This is a genomic window from Saccharospirillum sp. ABV4_185, from assembly GCF_056159245.1.
Genome location: NZ_JBSWUW010000001.1, coordinates 1220261 through 1237709, shown reverse-complemented (window position 1 = coordinate 1237709; position 17449 = coordinate 1220261). Strand labels below are relative to the sequence as shown.

At 53.1% G+C, this 17449-nt stretch carries 17 protein-coding genes; 8 read left to right on the top strand and 9 right to left on the bottom strand.

Annotated elements, in window-relative coordinates:
• Positions 1–28: 28 nt before the first annotated feature.
• From ACXAE6_RS05650 to yihA, 4 genes are all read right to left on the bottom strand, one after another.
• Positions 29–1123, bottom strand: coding sequence for a 5-(carboxyamino)imidazole ribonucleotide synthase (locus tag ACXAE6_RS05650; protein WP_475145572.1), 1095 nt, complete (start codon positions 1121–1123; stop codon positions 29–31).
• Positions 1123–1626 (bottom strand): 5-(carboxyamino)imidazole ribonucleotide mutase, encoded by a 504-nt coding sequence (purE, locus tag ACXAE6_RS05645; protein ID WP_475145569.1) that lies wholly within the window; start codon positions 1624–1626, stop codon positions 1123–1125. Before purE ends, ACXAE6_RS05650 begins: the two co-directional genes overlap by 1 nt.
• Positions 1623–1877 carry a YheV family putative zinc ribbon protein gene (locus ACXAE6_RS05640; protein ID WP_108163637.1) on the bottom strand — a complete coding sequence of 85 codons (255 nt, stop codon included), beginning with the start codon at positions 1875–1877 and terminating at the stop codon, positions 1623–1625. Before ACXAE6_RS05640 ends, purE begins: the two co-directional genes overlap by 4 nt.
• A 74-nt stretch (positions 1878–1951) precedes the next feature.
• Positions 1952–2575 carry a ribosome biogenesis GTP-binding protein YihA/YsxC gene (yihA, locus tag ACXAE6_RS05635; protein ID WP_475145566.1) on the bottom strand — a complete coding sequence of 208 codons (624 nt, stop codon included), beginning with the start codon at positions 2573–2575 and terminating at the stop codon, positions 1952–1954.
• Between the two features lie 208 nt (positions 2576–2783).
• Between yihA and ACXAE6_RS05630 the strand changes: the two genes are divergently transcribed.
• The 4 genes from ACXAE6_RS05630 (at position 2784) to ACXAE6_RS05615 (ending at position 6616) form a co-directional block, all read left to right on the top strand.
• Positions 2784–3419 carry a c-type cytochrome gene (locus ACXAE6_RS05630; RefSeq protein WP_475145562.1) on the top strand — a complete coding sequence of 212 codons (636 nt, stop codon included), beginning with the start codon at positions 2784–2786 and terminating at the stop codon, positions 3417–3419.
• 145 nt (positions 3420–3564) lie between these two features.
• Complete coding sequence (locus ACXAE6_RS05625; RefSeq protein WP_475145560.1) at positions 3565–4194, top strand: thiol:disulfide interchange protein DsbA/DsbL; 630 nt, start codon at positions 3565–3567, stop codon at positions 4192–4194.
• Positions 4195–4267: 73 nt separating this feature from the next.
• Positions 4268–5080 carry an endonuclease/exonuclease/phosphatase family protein gene (locus ACXAE6_RS05620; protein WP_475145558.1) on the top strand — a complete coding sequence of 271 codons (813 nt, stop codon included), beginning with the start codon at positions 4268–4270 and terminating at the stop codon, positions 5078–5080.
• Between the two features lie 87 nt (positions 5081–5167).
• Positions 5168–6616: a GGDEF domain-containing protein gene (locus tag ACXAE6_RS05615; protein WP_475145554.1), complete on the top strand. Its 1449-nt coding sequence runs from the start codon at positions 5168–5170 to the stop codon at positions 6614–6616.
• A 14-nt stretch (positions 6617–6630) separates the two neighbouring features.
• On the opposite strand, the gene ACXAE6_RS05610 is transcribed toward ACXAE6_RS05615, so the two are convergent.
• Positions 6631–8958 (bottom strand): hybrid sensor histidine kinase/response regulator, encoded by a 2328-nt coding sequence (locus tag ACXAE6_RS05610; RefSeq protein WP_475145552.1) that lies wholly within the window; start codon positions 8956–8958, stop codon positions 6631–6633.
• 161 nt (positions 8959–9119) lie between these two features.
• Between ACXAE6_RS05610 and ACXAE6_RS05605 the strand changes: the two genes are divergently transcribed.
• On the top strand, positions 9120–9611 hold the full coding sequence (locus ACXAE6_RS05605) for a redoxin family protein (RefSeq protein WP_475145549.1): 492 nt from the start codon (positions 9120–9122) through the stop codon (positions 9609–9611).
• 110 nt (positions 9612–9721) lie between these two features.
• On the top strand, positions 9722–10036 hold the full coding sequence (locus ACXAE6_RS05600; RefSeq protein ID WP_475145546.1) for an MGMT family protein: 315 nt from the start codon (positions 9722–9724) through the stop codon (positions 10034–10036).
• 98 nt (positions 10037–10134) lie between these two features.
• Here ACXAE6_RS05600 and gyrB read toward each other — a convergent pair whose 3' ends face one another.
• From gyrB to dnaA, 4 genes are read right to left on the bottom strand one after another with little or no spacing between them, the layout of a single operon-like run.
• Positions 10135–12552 (bottom strand): DNA topoisomerase (ATP-hydrolyzing) subunit B, encoded by a 2418-nt coding sequence (gyrB, locus tag ACXAE6_RS05595; RefSeq protein ID WP_475145544.1) that lies wholly within the window; start codon positions 12550–12552, stop codon positions 10135–10137.
• A 6-nt stretch (positions 12553–12558) separates the two neighbouring features.
• Positions 12559–13647: a DNA replication/repair protein RecF gene (gene recF, locus ACXAE6_RS05590; protein WP_475145542.1), complete on the bottom strand. Its 1089-nt coding sequence runs from the start codon at positions 13645–13647 to the stop codon at positions 12559–12561.
• Between the two features lie 18 nt (positions 13648–13665).
• Positions 13666–14775, bottom strand: coding sequence for a DNA polymerase III subunit beta (gene dnaN / locus ACXAE6_RS05585; protein ID WP_475151707.1), 1110 nt, complete (start codon positions 14773–14775; stop codon positions 13666–13668).
• A 24-nt stretch (positions 14776–14799) separates the two neighbouring features.
• Positions 14800–16284, bottom strand: a complete 1485-nt coding sequence (dnaA, locus tag ACXAE6_RS05580) for a chromosomal replication initiator protein DnaA (RefSeq protein ID WP_475145540.1) — start codon at positions 16282–16284, stop codon at positions 14800–14802.
• Positions 16285–16818: 534 nt separating this feature from the next.
• Between dnaA and rpmH the strand changes: the two genes are divergently transcribed.
• Complete coding sequence (gene rpmH, locus ACXAE6_RS05575) at positions 16819–16953, top strand: 50S ribosomal protein L34 (protein ID WP_108126598.1); 135 nt, start codon at positions 16819–16821, stop codon at positions 16951–16953.
• Position 16954: 1 nt separating this feature from the next.
• Positions 16955–17335 carry a ribonuclease P protein component gene (rnpA, locus tag ACXAE6_RS05570; RefSeq protein WP_475145535.1) on the top strand — a complete coding sequence of 127 codons (381 nt, stop codon included), beginning with the start codon at positions 16955–16957 and terminating at the stop codon, positions 17333–17335.
• The last annotated feature ends 114 nt before the right edge of the window (positions 17336–17449 follow it).

The following is a 17449-nucleotide window of genomic DNA, read 5'->3' as shown; positions in this document are numbered from 1 at the left end:
GCTGAGTTAAAAAGCTAAGTTAACAAGCTCAGTCAGGCAACTCATTGCGCAACAAGGTTTCCAACTGAGCACAACGTTGCTGCAGCTGTTCGTCGGTCGTCGCGGTCAAGGTGATATGCCCGATCTTGCGACCACGGCGCGGCGCCTTCCCATAGTCATGCCAATGCGCGCCCGCAATGGCCATTACCTGATGACGATCCGGCAGAGCACCAATGACATTATAAAGTGCCACCGAACCACGAGTTTGGGTGGCACCCAAGGGCAGATCCGCCACCGCACGTAAATGGTTTTCGAACTGACTGCAGACGCTGCCTTCGATGGTCCAGTGGCCGGAGTTATGCACCCGTGGCGCAATTTCGTTGGCCAGCAGGCGATCACCCACCACAAAGAACTCAAAGGCTAAAACACCGACATAATCCAGCGCCGCCATAACCTGACCGACGGCCTGCTCCGCCTGCGCTTGCAGCGGATGGTCGGTAAGCGGCTCAGAACGATAAAGCATGCCCTGGCGATGCTCATTGCGAACCAAGGGATAAAACGCCAGCTCGCCCGAGGCCGAACGAACGCCGATACAGGAGACTTCGTAATCGAAAGCAATGAAGCCTTCGAGGATCATGGGCACAGCGCCCAATTCAGCAAAGGCGTCTGCAACATCGACTGGATCCCGTAATACTTTCTGACCCTTGCCGTCGTAACCCAGGGTGCGGGTCTTCAGTACCGCCGGTAAGCCGATGCGAGCTACCGCCTTATCGAGATCCGCCTGGCTGGCGATATCCGCCAACGGCGCAGTTTCGATGCCCAACTGCTGGAACAGACTTTTTTCCAGCCAACGATCCCGCGCTGTCGCCAAGGCTTGTGACGATGGATACACCGGCAGGTGTTCGGCAATTTGCGCCACGGTTTGCGCCGGCACACTTTCAAACTCAAAGGTGACTCTGTCGACCGAGGCGGTCAGTTGATCGATAGCGGCCGGATCATCATAAGCGCCCTGAATCAGGGTTCCGAACGGGGCGGCACAGGCCTCGGCCGATGGATCGAGAAAACTCAACTGAATATCCAGCGGCAAGCCTGCCTGTGCCATCATGCGACCCAACTGGCCACCACCAATTACACCAATGCGCATTAAGCCCCCGGAATCGGCCGAGCCAAAACGCGATCGGTCTGGCGTTGGCGGAAATCAAGCAACGCCTGTCGGACTGACTCGTCGTGGTTGCTTAAAATGCTGGCTGCCAGAATGGCGGCATTAATAGCACCGGCTTTACCAATCGCCAGGGTTGCGGTTGGTACACCGGCGGGCATCTGGACGATGGACAGCAATGAATCGACACCTGACAGCATACTGCTTTGCACTGGCACGCCGAGCACCGGCAAATGCGTTTTGGCGGCACACATACCCGGCAAATGGGCAGCGCCACCGGCACCGGCAATAATCACTTCCAGGCCTCGATCAAATGCCGTTTCAGCGTATTCAAACAATAAATCCGGCGTGCGATGCGCCGACACCACCTGGCTTTCGAAGCCAATACCCAATTCTTTCAACGTATCGGCACAGTGGCTCATGGTGCTCCAGTCGGACTGAGAACCCATGATGATACCCACTTTTATTGCGCTGGCCTGGTCGGTCACTGAGAGGAATCCTTACTGGGGGTTTGGGGATCGAGAATGCGCACCGGCTGCGCTTCGGTATCCGCTTGCTGGTTTGGCTGGTTGACTCGGGTATCCAGCTCGGTCGGAGCATTAACCGCTTGGCTGATGCGATCAGTAAATCCACACTCAACGCATTCGCGCACCATAACGTCGCCGTCATTGCCAGCCTTGAGGGTGTCCATTTCGCCACAACGCGGACAAACCGCACCGGCGATGAATCGAATCGACATAAGCACCTCAGGAAAAGGAGCGCATTATAACGACCGCGGCCGGCAGCGTCATGCCCGGCCTGATCAAAAACAACTCAGCCCTGCTCGTCGTCCTGCTCTTCGACCAATTGGCCGCGCAACCAGGTTTCCAGTTCAGCCACACCGTCTTTTTTTAATGAGCTGAATAACTGCACCGACAACCAGCTGGCCCGAGACTGCAACTGAGACCGCACGCGCTGAAACGTACTGGCCGCCGGACCGCGCTTGAGCTTATCGGCTTTGGTCAACAACACCCGCAGCGGCATTTCTGTTTCGATCGCCCAACGCACCATCATTTCGTCGAAGTCCGTCATCGGATGACGCACGTCCATTAATAGCACCACACCTTTCAAGCTGGTGCGTTCAGCCAGGTATTCACCGATATTACGATCCCAATCCTCTTTCATATCCCGATTGACCTTGGCGTAACCATAGCCAGGCAAATCGACCAGGCGATGATCACCAGACGATAACGAAAAAAAATTGATCAACTGGGTGCGACCCGGCGTTTTGGATGTACGGGCTAATTTCGAATTCCGTGTCAGACTGTTTAGAGCACTGCTTTTACCAGCGTTCGAGCGGCCAGCAAAAGCCACCTCGGCGCCGGTGTCAGCAGGGCACTCTGCCAGACGAGGCGCACTGGTTAAAAAGCGGGCTGAATCAAAACGCGGGACCGTCATGCTAATTCCTTGGCAAAAAGGGCAGTTTACCTGAAAGCGTTGCTGGGCATGAAAAATCCCCTCAAAGGGCAGGGTTTCTTCTCAACCCCGACCTCACTCTATATAATGCGCGGACATCTACCCCGGCAGCCGCACAATAAGCGGGGCGACCTTCTGAAAAGTAACGACGGCTGCCGCCCACATTCATACTGGATTTGCGGGACGCGACATGAAGAAACTGATCGTTGGCTTGGTGATGCTGGCGGGTATTACCGGCCTGGCCTCGGCAGAAGAGAGTGACGCCGCACGAGGCGAGACTCTGGTTCAACAGTGCAGCGCCTGTCATGGTGCCGGCGGCGCTTCTACCACCGGCAGCTTTCCCAAGCTGGCAGGACAAGGTGAAGCCTACCTGCTGAAACAACTGCAAGACATTCAAAGCGGTGCTCGTGTCGTCACTCAGATGGCTGGCCAGCTCGACAACCTCGACGAGCAGGATCTGGCCGATATCGCTGCCTACTTCTCCGAACAGGATAAAACAGTCGGTACGGCTGATCCGGATCTGGTTGAACTGGGCGAGCAGCTCTACCGTGGCGGCAACCCAGAAACCGGTGTTCCTGCCTGTGCCGGCTGTCATTCACCCACCGGTGCCGGCAACGCACCTGCAGCTTTCCCAATGCTGTCCGGCCAGCATGCCGACTACATCGAATCTCAGTTACATAAGTTCCAGGCCGGTTACCGTGCCGATGAACCTTCTGATGAAGCTCGCACCAACGATGGTGAAAGCATGATGATGCGTGCCACGGCCTTCCGCCTGAAAGACTTCGAGATCGAGGCACTGGCCAGCTACATCAACGGCCTGCATTGATCCGAACCCGGCATTCAGGCCGGATTCAGACGCGGTAAAGAGAATGAAAAGCGGACCCCGGTTCAGGTGGTCCGCTTTTTTTGGCTTCGGCTTTCCGGCAAAGTTAGCCTCCGCCAGCGCTTTCGATGATGATGGAGACAAATGCATGCTCAAACGCCTGATGCTTACCGCCGCAGTTGTGGTTCTGGGTTTCAGTTCTGCCCAGGCTGAGGACTTTCAAGCCGGCACTCACTACCGTGTTCTTCCGGAGAAATTACCCACCAGCTATCGCGGTGATGAAGCCGGTGAAATCCAGGAAATATTCAGTTACAGCTGTATTCACTGTTACAACTTAGAACCTTTTGTACAGACCTGGATTCAGAGTAAGCCCGACGACATTCGTTTCACCCATGTGCCGGTGCTGTTCAATGACCGTCAGCTGCCCGAAGCGCGTGCCTACTACGCGACCCAGTTCCTGGATATTGCCGACGCCACTCATATGCAGATCTTTAACGAAATCCATTTAAATCGTCATCGTCTGTCAACCGATGAAGGCTTTGCCGATTTCATCAGTCGGTTTGGCGTATCCAAAGACGACTATCTGGAAATGGCCGACTCCTTTGCCGTTAACGCCCGCATCAATCAGGCTCGGGTGATCACTCAAAAAAGCGGTTTGTCCGGCACCCCCAGCCTGGTGGTCAATGGCCGCTATCTGATCGACGGTCGCATGGCCGGCAGCAATCAACGTATGTTTGAAGTCGCTGAATGGTTAGTGCGTAACGACCCTGCCCAATAAGCCTCTGGCGAGCTAGACTAAGTTGGCTGATCGCAACGATCAGCCAACATCTGCTCCAGGGGATCCTGTCTTTATGAACCGTGCCGCTTCGGCCAAACGCTTTCCCGTTCACCTCTGTCGGCCTGACGACTTTCACGCTTCTTCACCCGGCCATCTGAGTTTTCTGAGCTACAACATCCAGGTTGGCATCCAGACCCGGCAGTATTCCGATTATTTTCTGCGTTCCTGGCAGCATTTCTGGCCATCGCGTTCGCGCCAGGCCAATCTGGATCGCATTGGTGATTTGCTGCGCCACTTTGACGTGGTCGCCTTGCAGGAAGCCGATGGCGGCAGTTTCCGCTCCGGCTTCGTTAACCAGGTTGAATACCTCGCCAAAAAAGCGGATCAGCCATACTGGCATCAGCAACTTAATCGGAACCTCGGGCCGGTCGCCCAACACAGCAATGGCATTATCAGTCGCTTTCCTCCGCATGAGATCAACACTCATACGCTGCCCGGTTTACCCGGTCGCGGTGCCATCGTTGTGAAATTGGGCGACAGCGAACCGCTCTTGGTGGTGATGATGCATCTGGCGTTGAGTCGACGCGCTCAAAACCAACAACTGCGCTTTATCCGTAATCTGATCGCGCTCTATCCCAATGTCATTTTGATGGGCGATATGAACACCCATAGTTTGCGCCTGCTCTATGATTCACCGCTCAAGGATTCCGGCCTGAAATCCGCCCATGCACGGGCAACCTTTCCCAGCTGGCAACCGCAACGCTGCCTCGACCAGATACTGGTCAGTCGTCATCTGAAGATTACCCGCATGGGCGTTCTCGACTTTCCGTTATCGGACCATTTGCCAGTGGCCATGGAGATCGAATGGCCGCCGAATAAAAATTGATCACAGACCCTGGTTAGATCAGTGACTATAATGCGCTGATCATCAGTCATATCCGGACCTCACTGTCGTATAGGGTCAGTAGCTGGCATGAATATTATTGAAGAAGAATTACGCCGCGGCGTGTTGGATCTGGCATTGATGCTGAAAGGCATCGATGCCGATCTGGATACTGCGCTGGAAAACTTAAAGCAGGTACTGAAGCAGCGCGAAGAGCTGAATGCGGATGCATTCCGTGACGCTCTGGAAAAAGCCGACGAGCGCTTCGATCAAATCGAAGATGTCACCCAAACCGGCACGCAACAGCTCTATCGTCTTTATCAGTCATTGATGGATTTAAATACCGAGGCTGCATCAGAGTCGTTCAGTCTGGCGGTAGAGCAAAAACACCAATATTTGTTCGATGCGCTAAAGCTGTCTGAAGATGCGCTTCGACTGGTGCCCGGCAGCGCAGCCAATGCAACAGCCGGCGATAATGAAAAACTCAAGCGTCTGCACCAAAAGCTGTGCTCCCGATTCATCACGCTGCTACGAACCCTTGCCATTCTTGGTGACGAAGATGGCCAGCTGCAATCTCTGGCGCGCCGCCTGGAACCCATGCCGGATTGGCCAGAGCTCGATGGTCTGGCTGAAGAAACCATCGCCCTGATTCAACGCCGACTCGATGCTGAAAAAGGACAGTTCCAGTACTACCTCAATCAGCTCAGCGAAAAGCTACGCAGCATCAACGAATTGATCGGTCAGAACAAACAAGCCGTCAGCGACCTGACCGAGTTAAACGACAACCTGGATCAACAGGTTGATGATCAGATTGCCCGCGCCCGATCAGCCATCACTGGCGCCGTTAATATGGAACAGCTGCGCGCCAGCCTGAATGACTCCATCGATGGCTTGATGTCATTACTGAATGACTTTCAGAGCCGGACCCGCAACAGCCTGATTGCCATGAATCGTCGTCAACAGGAACTCAATCAGCATCTGGATGCGTTGCAGGAAGATAATCATCGATTGATCAAACAGGTCACTCAGGAGCGTGAGATTGCCCGCCGTGATCCTTTAACCCAGTTGCCCAACCGCCAGGGTTTCGAACAACGCCTAGAACAGGAAATCGCACGCAGCGATCGCTACGGTCAACCCTTGAGCATTGCCCTGATCGACGTCGATCATTTCAAGAAGATCAATGATCGATACGGACACCTCGCCGGCGACCGCGTGCTGCGCATCCTGGCTAAGGAAATGTACAGTCAGCTGCGTAAAACCGATTTTCTGGCTCGTTTTGGTGGTGAAGAGTTTGTGATATTGCTACCCGAGTCTGACCGGGAACACGCCCTCGCCGCCATCGAAAAAATGCGGCTGCACATCAGCCAATGTCCGTTTCACTTCCAGGACAGCCCGGTGCAGATCACCATCTCTGCTGGCATTGCCATCCACAAACCCAACGAAGAAGCCGAGCATTGGCTGCACCGGGCCGACAAAGCGCTGTATCAGAGCAAAGACCGTGGCCGCAATTGCACCTCCATCAGTGACGATTCACTTTGACGCGGTGCTAAAACTCAGCTGTAGCGCGACAGCACCTTCTCCAGTTGGCGAGTACTCACTGGCTTAGTCAGAAAATCGTCCATCCCAGCATCCAAACAGCGTTGCCGAACCTCTTCCAGAGCATGAGCTGTCAACGCAATGATTGGCAGTCGCAACCTATGGTGCTTCTGTTCGTATTCACGAATCAGTCGAGTTGCCTGATAGCCATCCATTTCCGGCATTTCGCAATCCATCAGAATCAGGTCGGCCGGCCGCTCAGACTGCTGTCTGATGCTCACAATTTCGTCGCCATTTGTTGCCATTATGGTCTTGTGGCCCAGTTTTTCCAACAACCCTCTGATCACCCTCTGATTCACCACATTATCTTCTGCGACCAACACCGACAGTTGACGTGACACAGCATGGCTCAGGTTCTCTTCAACAATATTCTCCCGGATACGCTCAGACTGCAGGGGAAGTAACAACTGAAACTCAGATCCCTGGCCAAGCTGGCTGGTGACATTCAGCTCACCACCCATCAGTTGAACCAACTGCCGGCTGATCGCCAAACCCAGACCCGTTCCGTAATCAGCCCGATCATGGTCAGCATGTATCTGAGAGTAAGCGTTGAACAGCGATTCCAGCTCGGATGCTGCAATACCAATACCGGTATCAATAACGCGACATTGCAACCAATGGCTGCCCTGACGCCATTCACAGCTGACGCTTATCCGAACTGAGCCTGCATCGGTGAACTTAATGGCATTGCTGACCAGATTCGACAGCACCTGGCGCAGACGTTGAACATCGATTTGAACTTCGTCGGGGACGGAATCATCCACCTCAGATTGCAGGGTGATTCTTTTGCGCTCAGCCTGGGCGCAAAACAGTTGGGTTTGTTGGTCAATCAGCGAACGGATATTGGTGAATTCCAAATTCAGCGACATCTTACCCGCTTCAATTTTGGAGTAATCCAGGATGTCATTGATCAACGACATCAGGGACGCGCCCGATCCCTGGATGGTGTGGACGTAACTGAGCTGCTCATCATCCAGACGGGTTCTGGCCAATACTTCAGTCATCCCTAAAACGCCGTTGAGCGGCGTTCTTATTTCATGACTGATCTGTGCCAGAAAGTAGCTTTGCGCTTCGGCACGCATCCGCTCACGCTCGCTGCTTTCGCGCAGCAGGCGGATGCGGTGCGCCAGAGCAAAGCTGAGCAACATGGTTTCCAGGAAAGCACCCAGCTTGGACACCAGAATGGGTGGCCAGGGCAGAAAAATCAGACCACTGCTAGCGAGCAGAAAAATAACATTACCGAGATAAAACACCGCCCAGGCGAGGACGAAATACTTGGCGGCCATCACACCCTTAACCCAGGCGTAGATACCCACCAGCATCGCCATGGTGAGATATAGAAAACTGTCGATGGACAGCAGCAGACCCATTAGCGCTCGGTCCAGGTACCAGGCCAATGCCGCCACTATCAACTGCAATGCGATCGCCACAACGACAAAGAGGGTTAACCCAGGCGAAACCCGTGGCAGATCGAGAAACTTAACCATAAAGCAGCCGGCAAATGCCAGGGTCAGACCCGATAACAAATAGTTCACGCGGGTGTCGTAGCCCTGACCCTCCCACCAGAAGTACTGGAACATATAGCCGTCGAGCGAAAACTGGATAGCACCGAAGAAGCCGATAAAGAGCACATACCACAGATAACTGCTGTCCCGAACCGTCAGAAACAGGAAAAGGTTGTAGGTAACCATCGCCAGAATGACGCCGTAAAACAGCCAGTTACCGAAGTCTTCTAGCTGCACAGTCGACCAGAACGTTTCTCCCGGATGCAGTGTCATCGCCAAATGGCTGTTTGAGGTCGCATCGATGCGCATTAAAAAGGTAGTCGGTCCGTACACCTCCAATGGCAGCACAAAATAGCGATGATCCTTGGCGCGGCTGTCGAAAGGTCGCATAGCGCCAGTGCGATGCACCAGACGCGGGCCCGACGTATCAAACAACTGATAGAGATCGATGTACTTAAGTGATGGGTTGGCAATCACCAGATCCCATTCTTTATAGATAGAACGACTGGCGTCGAGTCGAAACAGCACCCAGACAACACCGAACCGATAGTTGTGTTGCAGTTCTCTGCCTGTGGTCGTACGCCATTGCTCATCGTATGCATCCGATAACACATCGAAGGGTGACAGCTGGCCACTGTCGTCCGCCAGAACAATAACCTCTGTGCCCATTTCAATGGACTGATCGGACTCCAGCAGAATAGATTCCAGGCTATCTGCTGCATATAACCAGCTTGGCAGCAGAACGGTCAAAAGCAGCAACAGAGGCTGCCTGAAACTCATCGGATCGTCCTTAGCGAACAACTCAGGGTGGCAATTTTGTACCAACCATTGCCCCTGAGCAGGGGCAGACTAATAATGAACTTTGTGACGTTCATTTAACGGGCGACTCCAATACTTCGATAAGCAATTCAAACGCTTAAACATAGAGAGAGAACAGCGGTATGTCTATTCAAGTTGGCGATGTCCTGCCTGCCGATATTTTGCTCTACCGAATGGCCGAAAGTGGCCCGGTCAGCGAGTCCACTCAATCCATTTTTCAGGATCAACGTGTGGTGCTCTTCGCTGTTCCCGGAGCCTTCACACCCACCTGCAGCCAGGCCCATCTACCCGGTTTTGTGGTTATCGCTGATCAGCTAAAAGCCTTGGGTGTCGACCGCATTATCTGTCTGAGTGTGAATGATGCCTTTGTCATGCATGCCTGGGGACAGCAACACAACGCCGAAGCCATCGATATGCTCGGCGATGGCAATGCCGATTTTGTCAAAGCCTTAGGCCTGGATATGGATGCCAGCGGTCGTGGGATGGGTGTTCGATCACGGCGCTTTGCGCTAATTGCCGATAACGCCAAAGTCCGCTGGATGGGTGTTGAAGAGCCTGGTCAGTTTGAGAAGAGCTCTGCCGATGCGGTTCTTACAGCACTGCAGACTCTCTAAGCGAAGGGCCAACTGATAGCAGAAGGTTCCACGTGGAACCTTTTTCGACTCGCTGTCAGCTTAACGCCCGTATTTCTTAACCAGCGACATTTTGAATAGAGCGTTCATCTATGACTCATGCCGATCCGCAGCCGCGAGCTGTTTTCTATCAGACACTGGCAGCCATCCCCGAAGGTTACTTCACCAGCTATGGACGTCTAGCCGATCTATGCGGAGTTCATGTACGTCAAATACAGGCTTGGTTAAGAACGTTGCCACGAGACTCCGGTCTACCCTGGTTCAGGATCATTAACAGCCAACGTAAGATCACCGAACACAGCGGTGCCGTCACTCAGTATAAGAATCTGGCAGCGGAAGGATTGATTCCCGACAAAACAGGCCGCTTCCCGAAAGATCGCTATTGGCCGGACTGCCTCGACCATTAATGTTCCACGTGGAACATCATCCCTTTACTGCTGTTTATACAGAGATAAAAAAAGCGCCATTCAGGCGCTTTTTATTTGAGAACCCGGACCGGGACGACTTAGTAATCCAGGTTAGTCACCAACAACGCATTGGTTTCGATAAAGGCACGACGTGGCTCAACCTCGTCACCCATCAGGGTATTGAAGATCTGATCGGCGGCAATGGCGTCTTCAATGGTAACCCGCAACATGCGACGCGATTCCGGATCCATGGTGGTTTCCCACAGCTGTTCCGGGTTCATCTCGCCCAGACCTTTATAGCGCTGGATGTTGTAGCCACGCTTGGCCTCACCCATCATCCATTCAATAACAGCCTCAAAGCTATCGACCGCTTCGGACTTGTCACCGCGCTTCAGATAGGCACCTTCCTCAATCAAACCATCCAGGCGTGCATTCAACGCCACGATCGCTTTGTATTCCTGGCTCTCAAAGAAAGCGTGTGAGAACTGATAATCGGTCGCCAGACCATGAGCAACCGCCTGGACCTTGGGCAGGAAAACATGGCGTTCGGTATCTTCGGTAATCGACAGCTGATAAACGGTGCTGCCTGCGGCCAGTCGCTCAGCCAAACGGTCACTGAGACGATCCGCCCACTCAGCTACTTGAGCCTGGTCAGCACGCATCTCAGTCGTCAGCTCGGGCATGTAGATCATCTCTTCCATGGCCGCCCGTGGATAGACACGACTCATTCGGTCGATGCGCGCCATCACGTCCTTATACTGAGTAACCAAACCTTCCAACTGTTCATCACGAATCGGCGCCGCGCCTTCGTTAACAAAGAGTTCGGTACCATCCAACGCCTGGGAAATCAGGTATTGCTCCAGCGTTTTCTCATCTTTGATGTATTGCTCCTGCTTGCCTTTCTTCAGCTTGTACAGCGGCGGCTGAGCGATAAAGATGTGACCGTTCTCGATCAGCTCGGGCATTTGCCGGAAGAAGAAGGTCAGCAGCAAGGTACGGATGTGGGAACCGTCGACGTCGGCGTCAGTCATGATAATGATGGAGTGATAACGCAGCTTCTCCAGATTGAACTCTTCACGACCGATGCCCGTACCCAGAGCGGTGATCAAAGTACCCACCTCGGCGGATTGCAGCATCTTATCGAAACGCGCTTTCTCAACGTTCAGGATCTTACCTTTCAGCGGCAGAATCGCCTGAGTCCGACGGTCACGCCCTTGCTTGGCAGAACCGCCCGCTGAATCACCCTCCACCAGGTAGATTTCAGAAAGACCTGGGTCTTTCTCCTGACAGTCAGCCAACTTACCTGGTAGACCGGCAATATCCAGGGCGCCTTTGCGACGGGTCATATCGCGTGCCTTACGTGCCGCTTCACGAGCCCGGGCGGCATCGATCATCTTGCCAACCAAAATCTTGGCTTCGTTGGGGTTTTCCAGCAGGAAGTCGGAAAAGGTCTTACCCATTTCCTGTTCCACCGCTGGCTTTACTTCTGAAGACACCAGCTTGTCTTTGGTCTGGGAGCTGAACTTCGGATCCGGCACCTTGACCGAAATAATGGCCGTCAGACCCTCACGGGCATCATCCCCGGTGGTCTGGACTTTGTGTTTCTTCTGCAGATTCTCAGACTGAATGTAGTTATTCAGTGTCCGGGTCAAAGCCGCACGGAAACCGGCCAGGTGAGTACCACCATCGCGCTGCGGAATATTGTTGGTGTAACAGAGAATGTTTTCTTGATAGCTGTCGTTCCACTGCATGGAAACTTCAACACCGATGCCATCTTCTTCGCGCTGATAAGAAAAATGGAAGACTTGGCTAAGTGTCTGCTTGTTCTTGTTCAGATACTCAACGAAGGCTTTCAGGCCGCCCTCGTATTTGAAGTACTCCTCTTTGCCGGACCGCTCATCTTTCAGATAAATGCCCACACCGGAGTTCAGGAAGCTCAACTCGCGCAGACGTTTGGCCAGGATATCGTAGGAGAACTCGATATGAGTGAAAGTTTCCGGGGACGGCTTGAAATGGATGGTGGTACCGGTGTATTCCGCATCACCCACCACGCCCAGGGGTGCGGTTGGCACGCCGTGTTTATACACCTGTTCATGGACTTTTCCGGCACGACGTACCGTCAGGGTTAATTCAGACGACAGCGCATTCACTACGGACACGCCCACACCGTGCAAACCACCGGAGACCTTGTAGGAGTTATCGTCGAACTTACCGCCGGCGTGCAGCACCGTCATAATAACCTCGGCAGCGGACTTGCCTTCTTCCGGGTGCATATCGGTCGGAATACCCCGGCCGTTATCTTCGACGCTGATGGATTCATCCGGGTGAATAAACACCTTGATGTCCGAGCAGTAACCCGCCAGAGCTTCATCGATGGAGTTGTCGACCACCTCGAAGACCATGTGGTGCAGGCCGGTACCGTCGTCGGTATCACCGATGTACATGCCCGGACGTTTACGAACCGCATCCAGACCTTTCAGCACCTTGATGCTCGAGGAATTGTATTCATTACTCATTCGGGTTTACTCCCCATCGTCCATTGCCTGAACCTGGCCTTGTTCCACGTGGAACAATTTTACCCGGTCCGGCGCTTGCCAAAATTCGCTCAAAGGCTCTGGATCAACACTGGTCATAAAAACCTGCCCAGTCAGCCCTTCCATTAACCCTCCCAACTTACGGATATGATTGCGGTCCAGTTCGGCCGGCAAGTCATCCACCAGAAAGGTCGTGGGTCGGTTATGAACGTCTTGTAGATGAAGGCTCTGCGCTACTTTAAGCGCGCACACCACCAACTTTTGCTGGCCGCGAGACAACACATCACTCGCCGCCTGATTGTTAACTTTGATGCGCATATCCGCGCGTTGTGGACCGGACTGGGTATATCCCAACTTGCAATCGCGATCCCACTGACTATCCAGTAATTCGACCAGTGATCGGCTTTTGTCCCAGCCACGGTAATAGTGGATGCGTAACGCAGGCAGCTCGATCAAGGCATCCAGCACCTGATGAAAGCGCGGCACAAAGCCTTCCAGATACTGTTTTCGATACGTATCCAAACGTTCGGCTGCGGCGATAAATTCACGCTGCCAGACCGCCATTTCAGACGGGTCTATTTTACCAGATCGCAGCAGTGAGTTCCGGTTTTTCAGGCTTTTCTGTGCACTCTGCCAGGCGCTGTGAAAGTCCAGATCCTGATGAAAAACGCCCCAATCGAGAAACTGGCGTCGATGACTGGGCGCACCTTCCAGCAACAGAAAAGAATCGGCGTGAATTAACTGCAGAGGCAATCGATGAGCCAGCTCGGAAACCACCGTAACAGCTTCACCGTTCAGGCGAATGGAATGTTGTCCCTGACGCGAACGCTGCACACCAATGCGAGTACGATCATTCAATTCGGCAAAAACCGTTGCCTGGTCTTCGGCTTCACGAATCAAAGTACGAGTGCGGGAGACTTTAAAGGAACGTGCCAGCGCCAACAGATGAATGGCTTCGAGGATGCTGGATTTGCCCGCGCCGTTATCGCCGTAAAGGACGTTAACGCCCGGGCCGGGGTGAAATTGGGTGTCAGCAATATTGCGCACACCCTGAATGGTCAGCCGATCAATCGACATCCCTGCAATGGATCCGGATTACAACCGCATCGGCATAACAACGTAGACGGATGAATCGTCGTCAAAGTCACTCAACAAGGCACTAGAGTTAGCATCAGCCAAAACAATTTTGATTTGCTCGCCCGAAGTAACATTTAGAACGTCCAACAAATAGGTCACGTTGAAACCGACTTCCAGTTCCGGGCCTTGATAATCAATTTCCTGATTAACCTCGGCTTCTTCCTGCTCTGGGTTATTGGCTTTCACCATCAGGTTGTTATCACTGAGCAACAGACGAACACCGCGATATTTCTCATTCGACAGGATCGCAGCGCGACTGAAGATTGAGCGCAATGACTGACGATCGCCGACGATTTCTTTATCGCCGCCGCGTGGCAATACGCGCTCATAATCCGGGAACTTGCCGTCAACGAGCTTGGAAGTGAACGTAAACGCCGGGGTACGTGCACGAATATGATTAGCACCCAAGGACACATCTACTGTCGCTTCGGCTTCATCACTCATCAAACGATTCAGTTCCAAAATGCCCTTACGCGGCACGATTACCTGGCGACGCTCTTCTAATTCCAGACCCGGCGCTGCTTTGCTACTCATAGCCAAACGATGACCGTCGGTTGCCACCGTTCGCACCTGGCCGCGACTTAATTCCAGCAACATGCCGTTGAGGTAATAACGAACGTCCTGCTGCGCCATGGCAAAAGCGGTGGCATCGACCAGCTGTTTCATGGTCATCTGCGGCAACATAAAGTCGAGGGTGTTTTCATCATCTTCAACGTTCGGGAAATCCGACGCTGGCAAGGTCGACAAGGTAAAGCGGCTGCGACCCGAAGTGACCACCACCCGATCATCATTCTGCACCAGAGTAATGGGCGCATCGTCCGGCAATGACCGAACAATATCGATTAGCTTTCTGGCCGGTACGGTAATGGCACCATCAACAGCGCCATCGGCCAGTTCAACCCGACCGACAATTTCCACTTCCAAATCGGTCCCGGTTAAAGACAACTGACTGCCTTCAACTTCTAACAGAACATTGGAAAGCACCGGCAGTGTCTGTCGTTTTTCGACCACGCCTCCCACCAGTTGCAGTGGCTTTAACAAGGCATCGCGTGACAGCGTGAATTGAATCATGAGTCCGTTTCCATCCCTATATCAGGTGGTCAGCGTTCGTAACAGGTTATTGTAATCTTCATTGATGTCTCCGGTCGTCTCGCGCAATTCCTTGACCTTACGGCAAGCGTGCAAAACGGTCGTATGATCGCGCCCGCCAAAGGCTTCACCGATTTCCGGCAAGCTGTGCTGAGTCAGTTCTTTGGCTAACGCCATCGCAACCTGACGAGGACGGGCAATACTGCGACTGCGTCGTTTGGAATGCAGATCGGAGATTTTAATTTTGTAATATTCGGCCACGGTGCGCTGAATGTTTTCAATACTGACCTGTTTGTCCTGCAACGCCAAGAGATCCTTCAGGGATTCCTTAACGAAGGCCGTATCGATGGCCGCACCGGTAAATTGCGCATTGGCCACTACACGTTTTAACGCCCCTTCCAATTCACGAACATTGGAACGAATGCGCTGAGCAATAAAGAAGGCGGCATCGCCGGGCAACTTCACTCGTGCCTTTTCCGCCTTCTTCATCAAAATAGCGACCCGAGTTTCCAGATCGGGCGGTTCGACTGCAACCGTTAACCCCCATCCAAAACGACTCTTGAGCCGATCTTCCAGACCTTCAATTTCCTTGGGATAACGATCGCAGGTCAAAATCACCTGCTGATTGCCTTCCAGCAATGCATTAAAGGTATGAAAGAATTCTTCCTGAGAGCGGTCTTTTTTGGCGAAGAACTGAATGTCATCGATCAGCAACGCATCCAGGCTGCGATAAAAACGCTTGAACTCGGCCATGGCGTTAAGTTGCAACGCCTTGACCATATCAGCAACAAAACGCTCTGAATGCAGGTAGACCACCTTGGCACTCGGATTCTGCTCAACAATGTGATTACCAATGGCCTGCATCAAGTGCGTCTTACCCAGGCCCACACCGCCGTATATAAAGAGTGGGTTGTAAGCTCCGCCGGCGTTATCGGCAACCTGTTGGCTGGCTGCCAACGCCAGCTGGTTCGACTTACCCTCAACAAAAGAGGTAAAGGTAAAACTTGGATTCAGATAAGACTGGAATTTGCCTTTGCCGCGTTTCGCCCCAGTTGTCTGTACCGGTTCCGGTGCCAGACGATCCGCCAGTTGCGCTGCCGGTTCTGTCGCCGGAGCCTTGGTTTCACTCACTGACGACTCGACATGGCTGCCATTATAAGTAGAGCCATTGGCAACGGTAGTAGATGTAACCCGACTCGGTACCGTGGTGGTCCCGCCTTTAACCTCGACCAGCACCTGAGTATCAACAGCGCCAAACTGGGCCATCAACTCTTCAATACGGTGCAGGTATTTGTCGCGCACCCAGTTACCCACAAAGCGGTTCGGTGCCTGCAATACCAAAGCATCACCATCAAGACGATGGCTGAGCGGACGGATCCAGGTGTTGAACTGATGCGACGGGACCTCGCCACGCAACAGATCCAGGCATTGATGCCAGGCTGACTCGGGCACGGACACTCCGAACGGGTCTGGGAAATGGCCTGCCATTCTAACTTGACCGCCGGGCCCTTGCCAGTCGTTACCGCCTCTCAGACCTAACTGCTTTTTTGGTCAAAAAATCAAAGACTTATCAATCAACAGGCTTTGGAAAGATCTGTGGGTAAGCGGGCTCACAAGCCTGTGTGCAACCCCTGAAAAGCGGATGAACAACTCAGACTGTGGAAAACCTGGCTGGTTATACACAGTTCGCACACCGGCCGTGCCCGTTTAACTCCCGCCTTCTCAGCCTGGTTGTTATCGATATATCTTATTGTTTTATAAAGAAATTTTAATCTTAACCACAGAATTTGGTCACACTAACAATGAACAAATACATACAATCCTTTCATACATACCTTACCTAATAATCTTATTTATCTGTCTCACTCACACAGATCGACGATTGAACATAAAATGGACATTGAAGTAGGACGACAAAGCCTTTAGAATCCGCGATCCAAATTCAGGGGTCGGTGCTCTGTTTGCATCGAACCAAAGCCTTAACCGGAAGCCTCGCTTCCCAATCTTGTGGTGAGAACCCATATGAAACGTACATTTCAACCCAGCGTCCTGAAGCGCAAGCGTACTCACGGCTTCCGTGCCCGCATGGCTACCAAGAACGGTCGTAAGGTTCTGGCACGTCGCCGTGCTCGCGGACGGGCTGCTCTGACCGTCTAAGATGGTTCTAAACGGACATCCTCGTGCCCATCGTCTACTGACAGCCGGGGATTTCCGTTCGGTGTTTGACCAGGTTGACGTCAAAGCCGCCTGCCCAGAACTATTGCTGCTCGCTCGCACCAATCCCGACGCTCCTGCTCGGCTTGGTTTTATTATTTCCCGTAAAAACTGTCGCAGCGCTGTCGCCCGGAATCGCGTCAAACGCATTGCCCGCGAAATCTTCCGCATTCAGTATGCCCAATGGCCCCAGCTGGACATCATTTTGATGGCCCGGCCCGGCATTGATCAGCTCAGTAAAGAAGAACTGCACCGACTGATCACCAAACAACTGCAACGCCTCACCCGGCGTTGGCACAAAAGCCAAACCGCCGCTGCTGAATAAGCGCCTTTTGGCTGGCAAATCCCCCCTTTGACAGGTACCATTTCGGCGCTTTTTTACCCAGCCCGGTGCCAACTGCCTTCCTTTTCCAAATCTGGCTTATGTTACTGACCAGAC

Excerpts from the sequence above, each read along its gene's own strand:
- ACXAE6_RS05625 (WP_475145560.1), top strand. The coding sequence starts at position 3,565 with ATGCTCAAACGCCTGATGCTTACCGCCGCAGTTGTGGTTCTGGGTTTC.
- gyrB (WP_475145544.1), bottom strand. The coding sequence starts at position 12,552 with ATGAGTAATGAATACAATTCCTCGAGCATCAAGGTGCTGAAAGGTCTG.
- ACXAE6_RS05640 (WP_108163637.1), bottom strand. The coding sequence starts at position 1,877 with ATGTCGATTCGATTCATCGCCGGTGCGGTTTGTCCGCGTTGTGGCGAA.
- ACXAE6_RS05600 (WP_475145546.1), top strand. The coding sequence starts at position 9,722 with ATGACTCATGCCGATCCGCAGCCGCGAGCTGTTTTCTATCAGACACTG.
- recF (WP_475145542.1), bottom strand. The coding sequence starts at position 13,647 with ATGTCGATTGATCGGCTGACCATTCAGGGTGTGCGCAATATTGCTGAC.
- ACXAE6_RS05610 (WP_475145552.1), bottom strand. The coding sequence starts at position 8,958 with ATGAGTTTCAGGCAGCCTCTGTTGCTGCTTTTGACCGTTCTGCTGCCA.
- ACXAE6_RS05605 (WP_475145549.1), top strand. The coding sequence starts at position 9,120 with ATGTCTATTCAAGTTGGCGATGTCCTGCCTGCCGATATTTTGCTCTAC.
- rpmH (WP_108126598.1), top strand. The coding sequence starts at position 16,819 with ATGAAACGTACATTTCAACCCAGCGTCCTGAAGCGCAAGCGTACTCAC.
- ACXAE6_RS05615 (WP_475145554.1), top strand. The coding sequence starts at position 5,168 with ATGAATATTATTGAAGAAGAATTACGCCGCGGCGTGTTGGATCTGGCA.
- dnaA (WP_475145540.1), bottom strand. The coding sequence starts at position 16,284 with ATGGCAGGCCATTTCCCAGACCCGTTCGGAGTGTCCGTGCCCGAGTCA.
- ACXAE6_RS05650 (WP_475145572.1), bottom strand. The coding sequence starts at position 1,123 with ATGCGCATTGGTGTAATTGGTGGTGGCCAGTTGGGTCGCATGATGGCA.
- rnpA (WP_475145535.1), top strand. The coding sequence starts at position 16,955 with ATGGTTCTAAACGGACATCCTCGTGCCCATCGTCTACTGACAGCCGGG.
- yihA (WP_475145566.1), bottom strand. The coding sequence starts at position 2,575 with ATGACGGTCCCGCGTTTTGATTCAGCCCGCTTTTTAACCAGTGCGCCT.
- ACXAE6_RS05630 (WP_475145562.1), top strand. The coding sequence starts at position 2,784 with ATGAAGAAACTGATCGTTGGCTTGGTGATGCTGGCGGGTATTACCGGC.
- ACXAE6_RS05620 (WP_475145558.1), top strand. The coding sequence starts at position 4,268 with ATGAACCGTGCCGCTTCGGCCAAACGCTTTCCCGTTCACCTCTGTCGG.